The following is an 18,313-nucleotide window of genomic DNA, read 5'->3' as shown; positions in this document are numbered from 1 at the left end:
AAATCTCGGCGATGGCGCAATTCTACTCTGCAAAGCGACGCGTGACGACGCGTCAAATCATCACTGTTGAGGCCACGGACCTCGATCCGTTTGGCCAGGGAGTGGCACGCCACAATGGTAAGGCTCTGTTTATAACAGGTTTACTGCCAGCAGAACGAGCAGAAATTACGCTGACGGAAGATAAACGCCAGTTTGCGCGCGGGCAGGTTAAGCGTCGCCTCAGCGATAGCCCGGAGCGTGTGGCACCCCGCTGCCCCCATTTTGGCGTGTGCGGCGGCTGCCAGCAACAGCATGCGAGCACAGAATTACAGCAAAAAAGCAAAAGCCGCGCGCTGGCGCGTCTGCTCAAACATGACGTTAACGAAATTGTTGCCGATGAGCCCTGGGGCTATCGTCGTCGCGCGCGCCTGAGCCTCAGCTATCAGCCAAAAACGGAGCGGCTGGAGATGGGGTTTCGCAAGGCCGGCTCCAGCGACATCGTTGACGTGAAGCAGTGCCCCATTTTGGTGCCCCATCTTGAGGCATTGCTTCCGGAAGTGCGCATCTGCCTCTCCGGGCTGGACGGCGTACGCCATCTTGGGCACGTCGAACTGGTCATGGCAAACAATGGCCCGCTGATGGTGCTGCGCCATACCGCGCCGTTGTCGAAGAAAGATCGCGAAAAACTGGAACGCTTTTCGCATTCCCACGACCTGGCGCTTTTCCTTGCACCACAAAGCGAGATACTTGAACAGGTTACCGGTGAGGCGCCCTGGTATGCGTCAAACGGGCTACGCTTAACGTTCAGCCCGCGGGATTTCATTCAGGTTAATGATGGCGTTAATCAGCAGATGGTGGCGAAAGCGCTGGCGTGGCTGGACGTTCAGAAAAGCGACCGGGTGCTCGATCTGTTCTGCGGAATGGGCAACTTCACGCTGCCGCTGGCGCGAGAAGCGGCCAGCGTCGTCGGTGTGGAAGGCGTTGAGGCGCTGGTGGCGAAAGGGCAGGAGAACGCGCGGCAGAACGGCTTGCAAAATGTGACATTCTTTCATCAAAATCTTGAGGACGATGTCACCCAACAGCCGTGGGCAAAGCAGGGCTTCGATAAAATTTTGCTCGACCCGGCACGTGCCGGTGCCCCGGGCGTGATGGCACATATTATTAAACTCGCGCCAAAGCGTGTGGTCTATGTTTCCTGTAACCCGGCAACGCTTGCCCGGGACAGCGAGGCACTACTCAGCGCGGGTTACCAGATTCAGCGTCTGGCAATGCTGGACATGTTCCCGCACACTGGGCATCTGGAATCGATGGTGTTGTTCGAGCACATCTAATTTGTTTGGCTTGTCGACTTCGACAGGCCCTGGTCCCTAAAGGAGAGGACAATGGTTGCGGTAAGAAGTGCACATCTCAATAAAGCTGGGGAGTTTGACCCACAAAAATGGATCGCAAGTCTGGGAATTTCCAGCCAGCAGTCGTGTGAACGCTTAACCGAAACCTGGGCCTATTGTCTGCGCACCACGCAGGGGCATCCCGACGCCGATCTTCTCCTGTGGCGCGGCGTGGAGATGGTTGAAATCCTGTCCATGCTGAACATGGACATCGAAACGCTGCAGGCCGCGCTGCTCTTCCCCCTCGCGGATGCGGACGTGGTCAGCGAAGACGTGCTGCGCGACAGCGTCGGAAAATCCGTCGTCGCGCTGATCCACGGCGTGCGCGATATGGCAGCCATTCGTCAGCTCAAAGCCGCGCATACGGATTCCGTCTCCTCAGAGCAGGTCGATAACGTTCGCCGGATGCTGCTGGCCATGGTGGATGATTTCCGCTGCGTGGTCATCAAGCTGGCCGAGCGTATTGCCCATCTGCGAGAGGTGAAGGATGCGCCGGAAGACGAGCGCGTGCTGGCTGCCAAAGAGTGTACAAACATCTATGCGCCGCTGGCGAACCGGCTGGGGATTGGTCAGCTGAAGTGGGAGCTGGAAGATTACTGCTTCCGCTATCTGCACCCGGCGGAATACAAACGGATTGCCAAACTCCTGCACGAGCGCCGCATCGACCGCGAGCACTATATCGAGGAGTTTGTCGGCGGCCTGCGCCAGGCGATGAAAGAAGAGAACGTGCGCGCCGAAGTCTACGGTCGACCAAAGCACATCTACAGCATCTGGCGCAAAATGCAGAAGAAACACCTCGCCTTCGACGAGCTGTTTGACGTGCGCGCCGTGCGTATCGTGGCGGAGCGTCTGCAGGACTGCTACGCCGCGCTGGGGATAGTGCACACGCACTTCCGCCATCTGCCCGATGAGTTTGACGACTATGTCGCCAACCCCAAACCGAACGGCTATCAGTCAATCCATACCGTGGTGCTTGGCCCTGGCGGTAAAACGGTCGAGATTCAGATCCGCACCAAACAGATGCACGAGGACGCCGAGCTGGGCGTTGCCGCGCACTGGAAATACAAAGAAGGCACGTCCGGCGGGGCGCGTTCTGGCCACGAAGACCGCATTGCCTGGCTGCGTAAGCTGATTGCGTGGCAGGAAGAGATGGCCGATTCCGGCGAGATGCTCGACGAAGTGCGCAGCCAGGTCTTTGACGATCGCGTCTACGTCTTTACCCCGAAAGGGGACGTTGTCGACCTGCCGGCCGGCTCTACGCCGCTCGATTTTGCCTACCACATCCATAGCGATGTGGGGCACCGCTGCATCGGGGCGAAAATTGGCGGGCGTATCGTACCGTTCACCTATCAGCTGCAGATGGGCGACCAGATTGAAATCATTACCCAGAAGCAGCCGAACCCGAGCCGGGACTGGCTTAACCCGAACCTGGGGTATGTCACCACCAGCCGCGGGCGCTCGAAGATTCACGCCTGGTTCCGTAAACAGGATCGAGACAAGAATATCCTTGCCGGTCGCCAGATCCTTGACGACGAGCTGGAGCATATCGGGATCAGCCTGAAAGAGGCGGAGAAATTCCTGCTGCCGCGCTACAACTTCAACGAGCTTGATGAGCTGTTAGCGGCGATTGGCGGCGGTGATATTCGTCTGAATCAGATGGTGAACTTCCTGCAGGCGCAGTTCAATAAGCCAAGCGCGGAAGAGCAGGACGCGGCGGCGCTGAAGCAACTGCAGCAGAAAACCTACGCGCCGCAGCAGCGCAGCAAAGACAACGGCCGCGTGGTGGTCGAAGGTGTCGGTAACCTGATGCACCACATTGCCCGCTGCTGTCAGCCAATTCCAGGCGACGATATCGTTGGCTTTATCACTCAGGGGCGCGGAATTTCGATTCACCGTTCCGACTGCGACCAGCTTGCCGAGCTGCAGTCCCATGCGCCGGAGCGCATCGTGGAAGCGGTCTGGGGCGAGAGCTACTCCGCCGGCTACTCGCTGGTGGTGCGCGTCACCGCCAACGACCGCAGCGGCCTGCTGCGCGACATTACGACCATTCTCGCCAACGAGAAGGTCAACGTGCTGGGCGTCGCCAGCCGCAGCGATACCCGCGAGCAGCTTGCCACCATCGATATGACCATCGAAATCTATAACCTGCAGGTGCTGGGCCGAGTGCTTGGCAAGCTGAACCAGGTGCCGGATGTGATTGACGCGCGTCGTCTGCACGGCGGCTAAACATCCTCTTCCGTAGGCCGGGTAAGGCAACGCCGCTACCCGGCATTTTTCATCAGGACAGTATTATGACTCAAATCGACCGCCTGCTCGGCATCATGAAACGCCTGCGCGACCCGGAAAACGGCTGCCCGTGGGACAAAGAGCAGACTTTCGCCACCATCGCCCCGTACACCCTTGAAGAGACCTACGAGGTGCTGGACGCCATTTCCCGTGAAGATTTTGACGACCTGCGCGGCGAGCTGGGCGATCTGCTTTTCCAGGTCGTGTTCTACGCGCAGATGGCGCAGGAAGAGGGGCGCTTTAACTTTGACGATATCTGCGCTGCCATCAGCGACAAGCTTGAGCGCCGTCATCCCCATATTTTCGGTGACGCTACCGCAGGGACCAGCAGCGAAGTCCTGGCCCGCTGGGAGCAGATCAAAAGCGCCGAGCGGGCAGAAAAATCCCAGCACTCCGCGCTGGACGACATTCCGCTGAGCCTGCCCGCGCTGATGCGCGCGCACAAAATCCAGAAACGCTGCTCCGCCGTGGGGTTTGACTGGACCTCCCTCGGCCCGGTGCTGGATAAAGTGCACGAAGAGATTGACGAGGTGATGCACGAAGCGCAGCAGGCGGTGGTGGATGAAGCAAAGCTTGAGGAAGAGATGGGCGATCTGCTGTTTGCGACCGTCAACCTTTCTCGCCACCTGGGTGTAAAAGCGGAAACGGCGCTGCAAAAAGCCAACCTTAAGTTCGAACGCCGCTTTCGCGAAGTGGAGCGGATTGTCGCCTCGCGAGGCCTGGAAATGAGCGGTATTGACCTCGACGCGATGGAAGAAGTCTGGCAGGAAGTAAAGCGCCAGGAATCTGATCTCTAACGAAATTTTGCGATCAAGCGCAATTTGTGTGATTTTTTAAATGACAAGCGCTTGATTTGCGTCAAAAACATTTACCCAAAAGGGGCTATTTTCTCACTCCTTATGTTTGTCATGGCCTGGAATGGAGACGGAGAATGAAAGTTTGTGGCGCTCGCCGTGTTCGGGTATACTACTTTCCCGTCCTGGTTATTCCATCGTTTCACCCTAACTTCTCAGGTTCAGCATGACAACGAACTATATTTTTGTGACCGGCGGGGTCGTATCCTCTCTGGGTAAAGGCATTGCCGCAGCCTCCCTCGCAGCCATTCTTGAAGCCCGTGGCCTCAATGTGACCATGATGAAACTGGATCCGTACATCAACGTCGATCCTGGCACCATGAGCCCAACCCAACACGGGGAAGTGTTCGTTACTGAAGACGGCGCTGAAACCGATCTGGATCTTGGCCACTACGAGCGTTTCATTCGTACCAAAATGACCCGTCGTAATAACTTCACGACTGGCCGCATCTACTCTGACGTTCTGCGTAAAGAGCGCCGTGGTGACTATCTGGGCGCGACCGTGCAGGTTATCCCACACATCACTAACGCCATCAAAGAGCGTGTCCTTGCCGGTGGCGAAGGGCATGACGTTGTGCTGGTTGAAATCGGCGGTACCGTGGGTGATATCGAATCCCTGCCGTTCCTCGAAGCGATTCGTCAGCTGGCGGTAGACATTGGTCGTGAACACGCGCTGTTCATGCACCTGACGCTGGTGCCTTACATGGCGGCGGCAGGTGAAGTGAAAACCAAACCGACCCAGCACTCTGTTAAAGAGCTGCTCTCTATCGGTATTCAGCCTGACATCCTGGTTTGCCGTTCCGATCGCGCCATTCCGGCGAACGAACGTGCGAAAATTGCATTGTTCTGTAACGTGCCTGAAAAAGCCGTTATTTCAATGAAAGATGTCGATTCCATTTATAAAATCCCGGGCCTGTTGAAATCACAGGGTCTGGACGATTATATTTGTAAACGATTCAGCTTGAACTGTCCGGAAGCAAACCTGTCTGAATGGGAACAGGTTATTTACGAAGAAGCCAACCCGGCAGGCGAAGTGACTATCGGTATGGTCGGCAAGTACATTGAGCTGCCGGATGCCTATAAGTCCGTGATCGAAGCGCTGAAACACGGTGGTCTGAAGAACCGTGTCTCCGTGAACATCAAGCTGATTGATTCGCAGGATGTTGAAACGCGTGGCGTTGAAATCCTGAAAGATCTGGATGCTATCCTTATCCCTGGCGGCTTCGGCTACCGTGGTGTAGAAGGTAAGATCGCCACCGCGCGTTATGCGCGTGAAAACAATATTCCATACCTCGGCATCTGTCTGGGTATGCAGGTTGCGCTGATCGAATTTGCGCGCAACGTAGCGGGAATGGAAAACGCGAACTCTACGGAATTTGTGCCAGACTGTAAGTACCCTGTTGTGGCGCTTATCACTGAATGGCGTGATGAAGACGGTAACGTCGAAGTCCGTACCGAGAAGAGCGATCTGGGTGGCACTATGCGTCTCGGCGCACAGGCCTGCCAGCTGACTGACGATAGCGTGGTTCGCAAGCTGTACGGCGAGCCGGTCATCACCGAGCGCCATCGTCACCGCTATGAAGTCAACAACATGCTGTTGAAACAAATTGAAGCTGCGGGTCTGCGTGTTGCGGGCCGCTCCGGGGATGATCAGTTAGTCGAGATCATCGAAGTGCCAAACCATCCGTGGTTTGTCGCCTGCCAGTTCCACCCGGAATTTACTTCAACGCCACGTGACGGGCATCCGCTGTTTGCAGGCTTCGTGAAAGCCGCCAGCGACTACCAGAAGCGTCAGGCGAAGTAAAAAAAGTTAGAACGGCAACGCGTACCTTTGGTACGCGTTGTTTGTCTGGAGTTTTAGTTTAACTTGTACTGAGGAAAATCTAATGTCCAAAATCGTTAAAGTCATCGGTCGTGAAATCATCGACTCCCGTGGTAACCCGACCGTTGAAGCCGAAGTTCATCTGGAAGGTGGTTTCGTCGGTATGGCAGCTGCTCCATCAGGTGCTTCTACCGGTTCCCGCGAAGCGCTGGAACTGCGTGATGGCGACAAATCCCGTTTCATGGGCAAAGGCGTACTGAAAGCGGTTGGCGCTGTTAACGGTCCTATTGCTCAGGCTATCGTTGGCAAAGATGCCAAAGATCAGGCTGGCATCGACAAGATCATGATCGATCTGGACGGTACTGAAAACAAATCTAACTTCGGTGCGAACGCAATCCTGGCCGTTTCCCTGGCGAACGCCAAAGCGGCTGCGGCGGCTAAAGGTATGCCACTGTTCGAGCACATCGCTGAACTGAACGGCACCCCAGGCAAATACTCCATGCCTGTACCAATGATGAACATCATCAACGGTGGTGAGCACGCAGACAACAACGTTGATATTCAGGAATTCATGATTCAGCCAGTTGGCGCGAAATCCCTGAAAGAAGCAGTACGTATGGGTTCTGAAGTGTTCCACAACCTGGCTAAAGTTCTGAAAGCTAAAGGTATGAACACGGCTGTGGGTGACGAAGGTGGCTATGCGCCAAACCTGGGTTCTAACGCAGAAGCACTGGCTGTTATCGCTGAAGCGGTAAAAGCAGCGGGCTACGAGCTGGGCAAAGACATCACCCTGGCGATGGACTGTGCAGCATCTGAATTCTACAAAGACGGTAAATACGTTCTGGCTGGCGAAGGCAACAAAGCGTTCACCTCCGAAGAGTTCACTCACTTCCTGGAAGACCTGACCAAACAGTACCCAATCGTGTCTATCGAAGACGGTCTGGACGAGTCTGACTGGGCTGGCTTCGCATACCAGACTAAAGTACTGGGCGACAAAATCCAGCTGGTGGGTGACGACCTGTTCGTAACCAACACCAAGATCCTGAAAGAAGGTATCGAGAAAGGCATCGTTAACTCCATCCTGATCAAATTCAACCAGATCGGTTCCCTGACCGAAACGCTGGCTGCGATCAAAATGGCGAAAGACGCTGGCTACACCGCGGTTATCTCTCACCGTTCTGGCGAAACTGAAGACGCGACCATTGCTGACCTGGCTGTGGGTACCGCTGCTGGCCAGATCAAAACGGGTTCTATGAGCCGTTCTGACCGTGTTGCTAAATACAACCAGCTGATTCGTATCGAAGAAGCGCTGGGCGAAAAAGCACCATACAACGGTCGTAAAGAGATCAAAGGCCAGGCATAATCGCCTAAGCCTTAACATGAAAATGCCAGTCGAATGACTGGCATTTTTTTGGGCTATTTAAAATCGACCGCCATTTGCTCCGGAATGGTCAGCCCCCGGGTGGTTTGCACGCAGCGGGCAATGTAATCCGTAAACCGGGGTGGCTTCGGCATCCCCATGCTCAGCAGCTTATCGTTGCTGAAGCGCACGTTAAGCGTGGCAAACGCACCGTATAACCGCATGGCTCTCAGCATCAGACGTTCGTTGCACGGGCCAAAAATCGTTTTCAGTTCACGGCGCATTCTGACCAGCGTTTCGTAGCTGACCTGCGCGTACTTATCGCCGACGGGGGCTTTCTCCAGCGCCTGCGCCATCGCATTATCAATATCCGCAAAGCGAACGCTGTTCTCTTCTCCGGCCGAAATGTGTACCACTTCCCCCGGACGCGCGTTGCTGTTGAGCAGCATTAACAGCGCGTCGGCACAATAATCCACCGGGACAACGTCGATCCGGTCCTCCATCGAGCACATAAACTTCTGCAGCATCAGGCCCATGCTGAAGACCCAGAAAATACTGCTCGAGGGCGTGCAGCCGTGGCGGGTATGGCCGACAACGATGGACGGACGCGCGATGAGCAGCGGCAGGTTCGGACATTCCTGGCGCATCAGCTGTTCGATGGTTGACTTCGAAAACGTGTATTCCACCAGGTGTTCAGCATTCTCTCTGAATTCGGCGCTTTCGGCGACCAGGGAATCCTGCTCCGGCGTACATGACATTGCCGTGCCCACGTGGAGGAAGCGTTGTAGCGTTGAAACCTGCTCCATGCGGCGCGCCAGTGCCAGCGTTCCTTCCACGTTGACCTTCCAGATGAGCGGGTTGTTACCAAATGAGGCAACAGCTGCACAGTTCACGACATGCGTGACCTGGTCCAGACGCGGATCGTTCAGGAAGGCTTCAGGCTGGCTGAGATCGCCAATGAGGATATTGTCCACGCTCAGAGTGGCCAGTTTGTCCTCAGGAACGTTGAACTTGCGCATGTTCTCCAGCACGCGCTCCAGCCCGCTCTGCGGATCGCTGGCACGCGCGAGCAAAAGCAGTTTTACGGATTGATCGCTGGTCAGAATTTTTTCCAGTACTGCACCGCCCAGAAACCCCGTCACGCCTGTAATCATTAACATCTTCATTAATACCGTCTCATTATGATTGATGAGGCGGATTGTAGGCGTGCAAAAGTAAACGGCATTTAAATAATAAAACGCCGAAATCGACAGCATCTTAAGCTTATTTTAAGGAAAGGAATTCAGGTGGAGATATTGGACATTACAGGCAGGGTGAAAATTCAATTTATTAAAATGAATATTTCAATATTATGATTTTAAAGTCCTTTTTGTGGCGCTCATCGGATGGTGAACTTAATTCGAAATGTAATAAATATAATACTTTGTTACACCAAACATTTACCGGATAAATGATTTAAACACCACTTAACTTAAATCAGGCGACATTAAGCGCAGGCTATTTTATTTAGCCTGCGAAGGGTTTTTAGAGTAACAGAGGAAGCGTGGCGCTCGCCGTTTGCTGGCTAACGTCGCCGTAACGGCCATCCAGCGCAATCATGGACGTGGTCAGCAGTTCGACCAGCAGCATGACCCCAACTTTGGCATTGAGCGCGCCCGCGCTAAGCGGCCCCTCTGGCTTGGCGGCCACCAGCTGCATGTCGCTCAGGGACGCCAGCGGGCTGCGAGGCGTATTGCTGAGTGCCAGAACCTTAACGCCGCGTTTGCGGGCAAGCTTCACTACATGGAGTAGATCCCGCGTTGAGCCGGAACTGGAGATTGCCACCACCAGGGTTTCTGACGAAAGCGTTGTCGCATTCATTGCCGCGCGGTGCATATCGCTAAACAGCTGTGCGGGTTTGCCCAGCCGCAACAGCTTGTAGTGCAGATACTCCCCGAGGATCGCGCTGGCTGCAACGCCATAAATCTGCACCGACTGCGCCTGATGCAGCGCCAGCGCGGCCTTTTCAAGCAGCGTGCGGTCAAGGAGCCTGGCGGTGTCCTGCAAAGCCTGCACCGACTCATCCACGACGTTATCAATCTCATCCCCCGCCTGACGCGCGGGCTGGCCCTGCTGAATATCCAGCGCAAGCGCCATTTTAAATTCGTTATAGCCCTTGCAGCCCAGCGTGCGGCAAAGACGCGTCACGCTGGCCTCGCTGGTGTGGCTCTCGCGCGCCAGTTCGGTGATCGTCAGGTAGAGCACCCGGGCAGGATCGCTGAGAACAAACTCACCGAGTTTTTGTTGTGTTGGGCTGTACCCGGAAGCCTCCTGGCGTAGCTTCAGCAGCAGGTTTTCATGGTCTGACATGCTCGATCCTTAATGCGTTTCTCTGCGACTAGTGTGGCGGAAAGCGGGGGAAGGATGCCAGTCATTTCGAAAAAGTATGATCGTCGTCCTGGTTTTTGATGATAATTTTCACTGCTTAAAATTAATATGGTAAAAATTTTCATCTATTAATGGGGGGATGAAAAAATGATGCAAATATTCAGTGGGGCTTCTTCAGGGGGATGGTTTGAAAAAGCGCAGCGCTTTGGCAAATCCTTTATGTTGCCGATTGCCGTGCTGCCTGCGGCAGGTCTGCTGCTGGGGATAGGCGGCGCGCTATCCAATCCCAACACGCTGGCGGCCTATCCGTTTTTAGACGTGAGCTGGCTGCAGGCCATTTTCACCATCATGAGCAGCGCAGGATCAATCGTGTTTGCGAACCTCTCGGTGCTGTTTGCGGTTGGGGTCGCCGTCGGGCTGGCAAAAAGCGATAAGGGCACGGCGGGGCTGGCGGCGCTTCTCGCGTTTCTGGTGATGAATGCCACCATCAACGCGCTGCTGATCCTCACCGGCAAACTGGCGCATGAGAACCCGGGTGCGGTGGGGCAGGGCATGACGCTGGGTATTCAGACGCTGGAAACCGGCGTCTTTGGCGGCGTGGTGATTGGGCTGGTAACCTGCGCGCTCCATCATCGGTTTAACAAGATTGCACTTCCGCAGTTCCTGGGCTTTTTTGGCGGCTCGCGCTTTGTTCCTATCATCAGCTCGCTGGCGGCGATACTCGTCGGTGCGCTCATGACCGTGGTCTGGCCGCATTTCCAGAAGCTGATTTTTGGTCTCGGCGGGCTGGTGGATGCGACCGGCTATCTGGGTACTTTGCTGTACGGCTTCATTTTACGCATGCTGGGCCCGTTCGGTCTGCACCACATCTTCTATCTGCCTTTCTGGACCACCGCGCTTGGCGGGAGTGAAATCGTCAACGGACACCTCGTGGAAGGCACACAGCGGATCTTCTTCGCTCAGCTGGCTGACCCGAACACGCAACATTTCTATGAGGGCACGTCACGCTTCATGTCCGGGCGCTTTATTACGATGATGTTTGGCCTGCTCGGGGCGTGCCTGGCGATGTACCACACGGCAAAACCCGAGAACAAAAAACGCGTTGCCGGGCTGCTGCTTTCTGCGGCGTTAACCTCGTTCCTGACCGGAATTACCGAGCCTATCGAATTCTCGTTCCTGTTTATTGCGCCGGTGCTCTACGTCATCCATGCGCTGTTTGACGGGCTGGCATTCATGCTCGCGCACATGCTGCATATCACCATCGGGCAAACCTTCTCCGGCGGTTTCATCGACTTCGTACTGTTCGGCATTTTGCAGGGAGAAGCCAAAACCAACTGGATGTTCGTTCCGCTGGTCGGCGTACCGTGGTTCTTCCTTTACTACTTTACCTTCCGCTATCTGATTAACCGCTTTGATTTCGCGACGCCAGGTCGGGAAAAGGAGGCAATGGCTGATGAGGTCAGTCTGCCGCAAAACGAACGCGCAGCCGCGGTGATCGCCGGATTAGGCGGAAAAGAGAATCTGGACGAGGTGGACTGCTGCGCCACGCGTCTTCGCGTCACGGTTAAAGACGGCAGCAAAGTGAATGAGTCGGCACTGAAAGCCACCGGGGCGCGCGGCGTTATCGTGCGCGGCAACGGCGTTCAGGTCATTTATGGCCCGCACGTCACGATTATCAAAAACGAAGTGGAAGAGATCTTATCGTAATGAAAACTGTACTGGATACCCTGAAGGGAAAACTGGTCGTCTCCTGTCAGGCGCTGGAAAATGAACCGCTGCACAGCCCGTTTATTATGTCGCGCATGGCGCTGGCTGCGGCACAGGGCGGGGCTGCCGCCATTCGCGCGAACAGCGTGGTGGATATCGAGGCCATCAGGCAGCAGGTGTCTTTGCCGGTCATCGGCATCATCAAACGGGATTATCCCGAAAGCGAGGTGTTTATCACCGCGACAATGAAAGAAGTGGATGAGCTCATGAGCGTCTCGCCGGACATCATTGCGCTTGATGCGACGGCGCGGTCACGTCCCGGCGGAGAATCTCTGGAAACGCTGGTCTCGCGCATCCGCGCACGTTATCCCGCGGTGCTGCTGATGGCGGATATCTCCTCCGTGGAGGAAGCCGTGACGGCGCAGGCGCTGGGCTTCGACTGCGTCGGCACCACGCTTTACGGCTACACGGCGGAAACGGCGGGCCATTCACTTCCGGAAAACGACTGCGCGTTCCTGAAGGCGGTGCTGGCGGCCGTGACGGTTCCCGTGGTTGCCGAAGGCAACGTGGATACGCCTGAACGCGCGGCCAGGTGTCTGGCGCTGGGCGCGCATACGGTGGTGGTCGGCGGCGCGATCACCCGTCCGCAGCAAATCACGGAACGGTTTATGGCGGCGATTGACGCGCAAAGCACCGATGGAGCATGACCATCCGGCGGGGATCTGCGATACTTATCGTTTATCCCCTTTACTGAGATGACTATGCAGTACCCGATTAACGAGATGTTCCAGACCCTGCAAGGCGAGGGTTACTTTACCGGCGTTCCCGCTATTTTCATTCGTTTACAGGGATGCCCGGTTGGCTGTGCCTGGTGTGATACCAAACATACGTGGGATAAGCTCGCAGATCGGGAAGTGTCGCTGTTTAGCATTCTGGCGAAAACCAAAGAGAGCGATAAGTGGGGCGCGGGCAGTGCCGAAGATCTGCTCGCCATCATTGGTCGTCAGGGCTGGACGGCGCGTCACGTGGTGATCACCGGCGGTGAACCCTGCATCCACGATCTGACGCCGCTGACCGGGCTGCTCGAAAAGAACGGCTACAGCTGCCAGATCGAAACCAGCGGCACCCATGAAGTGCGTTGCTCGCACACCACCTGGGTGACGGTATCGCCAAAAGTGAATATGCGCGGTGGGTATGACGTGCTGTCTCAGGCGCTGGAGCGCGCGGATGAGATTAAGCACCCGGTAGGACGCGTGCGTGATATCGAAGCGCTGGATGAACTGCTGGCCACGCTGACGGACGAAAAGCAGCGGGTCATTGCCCTGCAGCCTATCAGCCAGAAAGACGATGCAACGCGCCTGTGCATTGAAACCTGTATTGCGCGCAACTGGCGCCTGTCGATGCAGACGCACAAGTATCTGAATATTGCCTGAAAAAAAGCCCGGTGGCGCGAGCGCTTACCGGGCCTGGGTTTCGAGGCTTTTGTAGGCCGGGTAAGGCGAAGCCGCCACCCGGCAAGCATCACTCGCCGCGATACACGCAGCCTGCCGTACAGGTCTCTTTGATCATCACCGCGCTCAGCAGCGGTACCTGCGGTTTCATCTGATCCCAAATCCATTTTGCCAGCACTTCGCTGGTCGGGTTTTCAAGGCCCGGGATCTCATTCAGGTAGTAGTGATCCAGACGATCGTAGGTCGGCTTAAACGCCGCCTTCAGCTCGGCAAAATCCATGATCCAACCGGTATGCGGATCAACTTCACCGGTGATCTCAAGACGCACCATGAACGAATGCCCGTGCAGACGGCCACATTTATGCCCTTCAGGGACATGCGGAAGGTGGTGGGCGGCTTCGAAGGTGAAATCTTTAAACAGTGTGGTGGACATGATCGCTCTCAGTAATGCGGAAAAAACCGCCGCATAGTACCGGAAAGCACAATTTTTAGCATTAACTAAAACGGCTCTGAGCGGCAACCGCCTCGTATACGGGGTGTTTATCGATATTTCTTCTTATATTTCAAATAATTATTTAATCGGTTTTATCGCTAAGCATGACAACCAAAACAGGTTAGTCCATTTGGTTATTTATTATTTCCATCCCTTCTTTAATTGTTATTATCCTCGCCGTTAACCTTATCTTCAGTTTGGATTTATTCGCTTAAAGTCCGCTTGGCTACTGGAACATAACGACGCATGACAACACAGGCCCCACCTTCAAACTTGCTTCCCCTGAACCCGGAGCAGCTGGCGCGCCTTCAGGCTGCCACCTCTGATTTTTCTCCCACTCAGCTTGCCTGGGTCTCCGGTTATTTCTGGGGAATGCTCAATCAGCAGCCTGGCGCTGTGGCGGGTGCACCGGCCACGGCCGTAGAAATTCCGGCCATTACCCTGATTTCCGCCTCGCAGACGGGTAACGCCCGCCGCGTGGCCGAAGCGCTGCGTGACGACCTGCTGGCCGCCAGGCTGAATGTGAACCTGGTCAACGCCGGGGATTATAAATTTAAGCAAATCGCGTCAGAAAAACTGCTGGTGGTGGTGGCTTCTACGCAGGGTGAAGGTGAACCCGCAGAAGAAGCGGTGGCGCTGCATAAGTTCCTGTTCTCGAAAAAGGCGCCGAAGCTGGATGGCACGGCGTTTGCCGTCTTTGGCCTGGGCGATACCTCCTATGAATTCTTCTGCCAGTCCGGCAAAGACTTCGACAGCAGGCTGGCGGAGCTGGGCGCAGAGCGCCTGCTGGACCGCGTTGACGCAGATGTCGAATACCAGACCGCCGCCGCTGAATGGCGTGCCCGCATCGTCGACGTGCTAAAAGCGCGCGTGCCGAAAGAGACGTCAGCCCAGGCCGCGTTCACCGCGACGGGTGCTGTTAACGACATCCACACCAGCCCGTACACCAAAGAGGCGCCGCTGGCGGCGAGCCTGTCGGTGAACCAGAAAATTACCGGCCGCGATTCCGAAAAAGACGTTCGCCATATCGAAATCGATCTCGGCGACTCGGGCCTGCGCTATCAGCCTGGCGATGCGCTGGGCGTCTGGTATCAGAACGATCCGGCGCTGGTGAAAGAGCTGGTTGAGCTGCTGTGGCTGAAAGGCGACGAGCCCGTCACCGTTGACGGCAAAACGCAGCCGCTTTCTGAAGCGTTGCAGTGGCATTTTGAGCTGACGGTGAATACCCCGAATATCGTCGAAAATTATGCCACCTTAACGCGCAGCGATTCCCTGCTGCCGCTGGTGGGCGACAAGGCGAAGCTGCAGCATTACGCCGCGACGACGCCAATTGTCGATATGGTGCGCTTCTCTCCGGCTCAGCTGGATGCCGATGCGCTGATCGGCCTGCTGCGTCCGCTGACCCCACGCCTGTACTCCATTGCCTCGTCTCAGGCCGAGGTGGAGAGCGAAGTGCATATCACCGTCGGCGTGGTGCGCTACGACATCGAAGGTCGCGCCCGTACGGGTGGGGCATCGGGCTTCCTGGCAGACCGCGTGGAAGAAGAGGGCGAAGTGCGCGTCTTTATCGAGCACAACGACAACTTCCGCCTGCCTGCAAACCCGGAAACGCCGGTCATCATGATTGGCCCGGGCACCGGCATTGCGCCGTTCCGCGCCTTCATGCAGCAGCGTGCGGCGGATGGCGCACCGGGTAAAAACTGGCTGTTCTTCGGCAACCCGCACTTTACGGAAGATTTCCTCTACCAGGTGGAGTGGCAGCGCTATGTGAAAGAAGGCGTACTGACCCGCATCGATCTGGCCTGGTCCCGCGACCAGAAAGAAAAAGTATACGTACAAGACAAACTGCGCGAACAGGGCGCAGAGCTGTGGCGCTGGATCAATGACGGTGCCCACATTTATGTCTGCGGCGACGCCAATCGCATGGCGAAAGACGTTGAGCAGACTTTGCTGGAAGTGATTGCCGAATTCGGCGGTATGGATGCCGAAGCGGCGGATGAATTTTTAAGTGAGCTGCGCGTTGAGCGCCGTTATCAGCGAGATGTCTACTAATGAGCGAAAAACATCCAGGGCCACTGGTGGTCGAAGGTAAACTGACAGACGCCGAGCGCATGAAGCTGGAAAGCAACTATCTGCGTGGCACCATTGCTGAAGATCTGAATGACGGTCTCACCGGCGGTTTCAAAGGCGATAACTTCCTGCTGATCCGTTTCCACGGCATGTATCAGCAGGACGACCGCGACATCCGCGCCGAGCGTGCAGAGCAGAAGCTGGAGCCGCGTCATGCGATGCTGCTGCGCTGCCGTCTGCCGGGTGGGGTGATTACCACCAAACAGTGGCAGGCGATCGACAAGTTTGCCGGTGAAAACACGATCTACGGCAGCATCCGTCTGACTAACCGTCAGACCTTCCAGTTCCACGGCATTCTGAAGAAGAACGTCAAGCCGGTGCATCAGATGCTGCACTCCGTTGGGCTGGACGCGCTGGCGACCGCCAACGACATGAACCGTAACGTGCTCTGCACCTCGAACCCGTATGAGTCCGAGCTGCATGCCGAAGCGTACGAGTGGGCGAAGAAGATCTCCGAGCACCTGCTGCCGCGCACGCGCGCCTATGCAGAGATCTGGCTCGATCAGGAAAAAGTCGCGACCACCGATGAAGAGCCGATCCTCGGCCAGACCTACCTGCCGCGTAAGTTTAAAACCACGGTAGTGATCCCGCCGCAGAACGATATCGACCTGCACGCCAACGACATGAACTTCGTGGCGATTGCCGAAAACGGCAAGCTGGTCGGCTTTAACCTGCTGGTGGGCGGCGGCCTGTCCATCGAACACGGTAACAAGAAAACCTACGCCCGTACCGCGAGCGAGTTCGGCTTCCTGCCGCTGGAGCACACGCTGGCCGTGGCGGAAGCGGTGGTGACGACCCAGCGCGACTGGGGTAACCGTACCGACCGTAAAAACGCGAAAACCAAATATACCCTGGAGCGCGTGGGCGTGGAGACGTTCAAAGCGGAAGTGGAGCGTCGCGCGGGCATCAAGTTTGAGCCGATCCGCCCTTACGAATTCACCGGTCGCGGCGATCGCATTGGCTGGGTGAAGGGTATCGACAATAAATGGCACCTGACGCTGTTTATCGAAAACGGCCGTATTCTGGATTATCCGGGGCGTCCGCTGAAAACCGGTCTGCTGGAAATTGCGAAGATCCATAAGGGCGAGTTCCGCATCACCGCTAACCAGAACCTGATCATTGCCGGCGTGCCGGAAAGCCAGAAGGCGAAGATCGAGAAGCTGGCGCGCGAACATGGGTTGATGGATGCGGTGAAGCCGCAGCGTGAAAACTCAATGGCCTGCGTGTCGTTCCCGACCTGTCCGCTGGCGATGGCGGAAGCGGAACGTTTCCTGCCGTCATTCACTGACAAGGTAGAAGCGATTCTGGAAAAACACGGCATTCCGGACGAGCATATTGTTATGCGCGTGACGGGCTGCCCGAACGGCTGCGGTCGCGCGATGCTGGCCGAACTGGGGCTGGTGGGGAAAGCGCCGGGTCGCTACAACCTGCACCTGGGCGGTAACCGTATCGGCACGCGCATTCCGCGTATGTTCCGCGAGAACATCACCGAGCCGGAAATTCTTGATTCCATCGACGAGCTTGTCGGGCGCTGGGCGAAAGAGCGCGAAGCGGGTGAAGGCTTCGGCGACTTTACGGTGCGTGCGGGCATCATTCGCCCGGTGCTCGATCCCGCCAGGGATTTCTGGGAGTAAACACGAGAGGTAATTATGTCCGTACTCGATCTAAACGCCCTTAATGACCTGCCAAAAGTCGAACGCATTCTGGCGCTGGCAGAAACCAATGCCCACCTTGAAAAGCTGGACGCCGAAGGGCGCGTGGTGTGGGCGCTGGAAAACCTGCCGGGAGAGTATGTGCTCTCGTCGAGCTTTGGTATTCAGGCGGCGGTCAGTCTGCATCTGGTGAATCAGATCCGTCCGGACATTCCGGTGATCCTCACCGACACCGGCTACCTGTTCCCGGAAACCTACCAGTTCATTGACGATCTGACGGACAAGCTCAGGCTGAACCTCAAAGTTTACCGCGCGACGGAGAGCGCGGCCTGGCAGGAGGCGCGCTACGGCAAGCTGTGGGAGCAGGGCGTTGAGGGCATTGAGAAATACAATGAGATCAACAAAGTTGAGCCGATGAACCGGGCGCTGAAAGAGCTTAATGCGCAGACGTGGTTTGCGGGTCTGCGCCGCGAGCAGTCCGGTAGCCGGGCAACCTTACCGGTGCTGGCGGTGCAGCGCGGGGTGTTTAAAGTGCTGCCGATTATCGACTGGGACAACCGGACGGTGTACCAGTACCTGCAAAAGCACGGGCTGAAATACCATCCGCTGTGGGACCAGGGCTATCTGTCGGTGGGCGATACCCACACCACGCGTAAGTGGGAACCGGGAATGGCGGAAGAAGAGACGCGATTCTTCGGGCTGAAGCGCGAGTGCGGGTTGCACGAAGGGTGATAACCTTTTTGCCCGGTGGCGCTGCGCTTACCGGGCCTACTAAGGCTCGTTCCATATGTAGGCCCGGTAAGGCGTAGCCGCCACCGGGCTTA

The 18,313-nt window shown here is 56.4% G+C and carries 14 protein-coding genes; 11 read left to right on the top strand and 3 right to left on the bottom strand.

The annotated features are described in order from the left end of the window. Positions 1–11 precede the first annotated feature (11 nt). The 5 genes from rlmD (at position 12) to eno (ending at position 7,692) form a co-directional block, all read left to right on the top strand. Complete coding sequence (gene rlmD / locus ACOTXF_RS13105) at positions 12–1,310, top strand: 23S rRNA (uracil(1939)-C(5))-methyltransferase RlmD (RefSeq protein WP_023294454.1); 1,299 nt, start codon at positions 12–14, stop codon at positions 1,308–1,310. A gap of 51 nt (positions 1,311–1,361) precedes the next feature. Further along, on the top strand, positions 1,362–3,593 hold the full coding sequence (relA, locus tag ACOTXF_RS13100) for a GTP diphosphokinase (protein ID WP_008499628.1): 2,232 nt from the start codon (positions 1,362–1,364) through the stop codon (positions 3,591–3,593). Positions 3,594–3,658: 65 nt separating this feature from the next. Beyond that, positions 3,659–4,450 (top strand): nucleoside triphosphate pyrophosphohydrolase, encoded by a 792-nt coding sequence (gene mazG, locus ACOTXF_RS13095; protein ID WP_023344816.1) that lies wholly within the window; start codon positions 3,659–3,661, stop codon positions 4,448–4,450. 223 nt (positions 4,451–4,673) lie between these two features. Continuing rightward, positions 4,674–6,311, top strand: a complete 1,638-nt coding sequence (pyrG, locus tag ACOTXF_RS13090; RefSeq protein WP_008499626.1) for a glutamine hydrolyzing CTP synthase — start codon at positions 4,674–4,676, stop codon at positions 6,309–6,311. Between the two features lie 82 nt (positions 6,312–6,393). After that, positions 6,394–7,692 (top strand): phosphopyruvate hydratase, encoded by a 1,299-nt coding sequence (gene eno, locus ACOTXF_RS13085; protein ID WP_003862715.1) that lies wholly within the window; start codon positions 6,394–6,396, stop codon positions 7,690–7,692. A 53-nt stretch (positions 7,693–7,745) separates the two neighbouring features. On the opposite strand, the gene ACOTXF_RS13080 is transcribed toward eno, so the two are convergent. Beyond that, positions 7,746–8,855 (bottom strand): SDR family oxidoreductase, encoded by a 1,110-nt coding sequence (locus ACOTXF_RS13080; RefSeq protein WP_008499625.1) that lies wholly within the window; start codon positions 8,853–8,855, stop codon positions 7,746–7,748. A gap of 358 nt (positions 8,856–9,213) precedes the next feature. After that, a complete protein-coding gene (locus tag ACOTXF_RS13075; RefSeq protein ID WP_008499624.1) occupies positions 9,214–10,038 on the bottom strand; it encodes a MurR/RpiR family transcriptional regulator in 825 nt (274 codons plus the stop codon). Positions 10,039–10,203: 165 nt separating this feature from the next. On the opposite strand from ACOTXF_RS13075, the gene ACOTXF_RS13070 reads away from it, so the two are divergent. Genes ACOTXF_RS13070 through queE form a run of 3 tightly spaced genes read left to right on the top strand, consistent with a single transcriptional unit; the run spans position 10,204 to position 13,196 of the window. Beyond that, complete coding sequence (locus tag ACOTXF_RS13070; RefSeq protein ID WP_023294452.1) at positions 10,204–11,763, top strand: PTS transporter subunit EIIC; 1,560 nt, start codon at positions 10,204–10,206, stop codon at positions 11,761–11,763. Beyond that, positions 11,763–12,470, top strand: coding sequence for an N-acetylmannosamine-6-phosphate 2-epimerase (locus ACOTXF_RS13065; RefSeq protein ID WP_047746417.1), 708 nt, complete (start codon positions 11,763–11,765; stop codon positions 12,468–12,470). Before ACOTXF_RS13070 ends, ACOTXF_RS13065 begins: the two co-directional genes overlap by 1 nt. 54 nt (positions 12,471–12,524) lie before the next feature. Beyond that, a complete protein-coding gene (gene queE, locus ACOTXF_RS13060) occupies positions 12,525–13,196 on the top strand; it encodes a 7-carboxy-7-deazaguanine synthase QueE (protein ID WP_047746419.1) in 672 nt (223 codons plus the stop codon). A gap of 88 nt (positions 13,197–13,284) precedes the next feature. Here queE and queD read toward each other — a convergent pair whose 3' ends face one another. Further along, positions 13,285–13,647, bottom strand: coding sequence for a 6-carboxytetrahydropterin synthase QueD (queD, locus tag ACOTXF_RS13055; RefSeq protein WP_023325982.1), 363 nt, complete (start codon positions 13,645–13,647; stop codon positions 13,285–13,287). A gap of 306 nt (positions 13,648–13,953) precedes the next feature. Here queD and cysJ point away from each other — a divergent pair, with 306 nt between their 5' ends. Genes cysJ through cysH form a run of 3 tightly spaced genes read left to right on the top strand, consistent with a single transcriptional unit; the run spans position 13,954 to position 18,221 of the window. After that, the gene (cysJ, locus tag ACOTXF_RS13050; RefSeq protein ID WP_047746425.1) at positions 13,954–15,759 is read left to right on the top strand and encodes an NADPH-dependent assimilatory sulfite reductase flavoprotein subunit; all 1,806 of its coding nucleotides are present in this window, start codon (positions 13,954–13,956) and stop codon (positions 15,757–15,759) included. Beyond that, complete coding sequence (cysI, locus tag ACOTXF_RS13045) at positions 15,759–17,471, top strand: assimilatory sulfite reductase (NADPH) hemoprotein subunit (protein WP_008499617.1); 1,713 nt, start codon at positions 15,759–15,761, stop codon at positions 17,469–17,471. The genes cysJ and cysI overlap by 1 nt, the downstream gene beginning before the upstream one ends. Before the next feature lie 15 nt (positions 17,472–17,486). Further along, the gene (gene cysH, locus ACOTXF_RS13040; RefSeq protein WP_232926945.1) at positions 17,487–18,221 is read left to right on the top strand and encodes a phosphoadenosine phosphosulfate reductase; all 735 of its coding nucleotides are present in this window, start codon (positions 17,487–17,489) and stop codon (positions 18,219–18,221) included. Positions 18,222–18,313 lie beyond the last annotated feature (92 nt).

The sequence above is a fragment of the Enterobacter cloacae complex sp. IR53041 genome (assembly GCF_049238285.1).
GTDB classification, from domain to species: Bacteria; Pseudomonadota; Gammaproteobacteria; order Enterobacterales; family Enterobacteriaceae; genus Enterobacter; species Enterobacter roggenkampii.
Note: the sequence above shows the minus strand (reverse complement) of the source record. Positions and strands in the feature narration are given on the sequence as shown.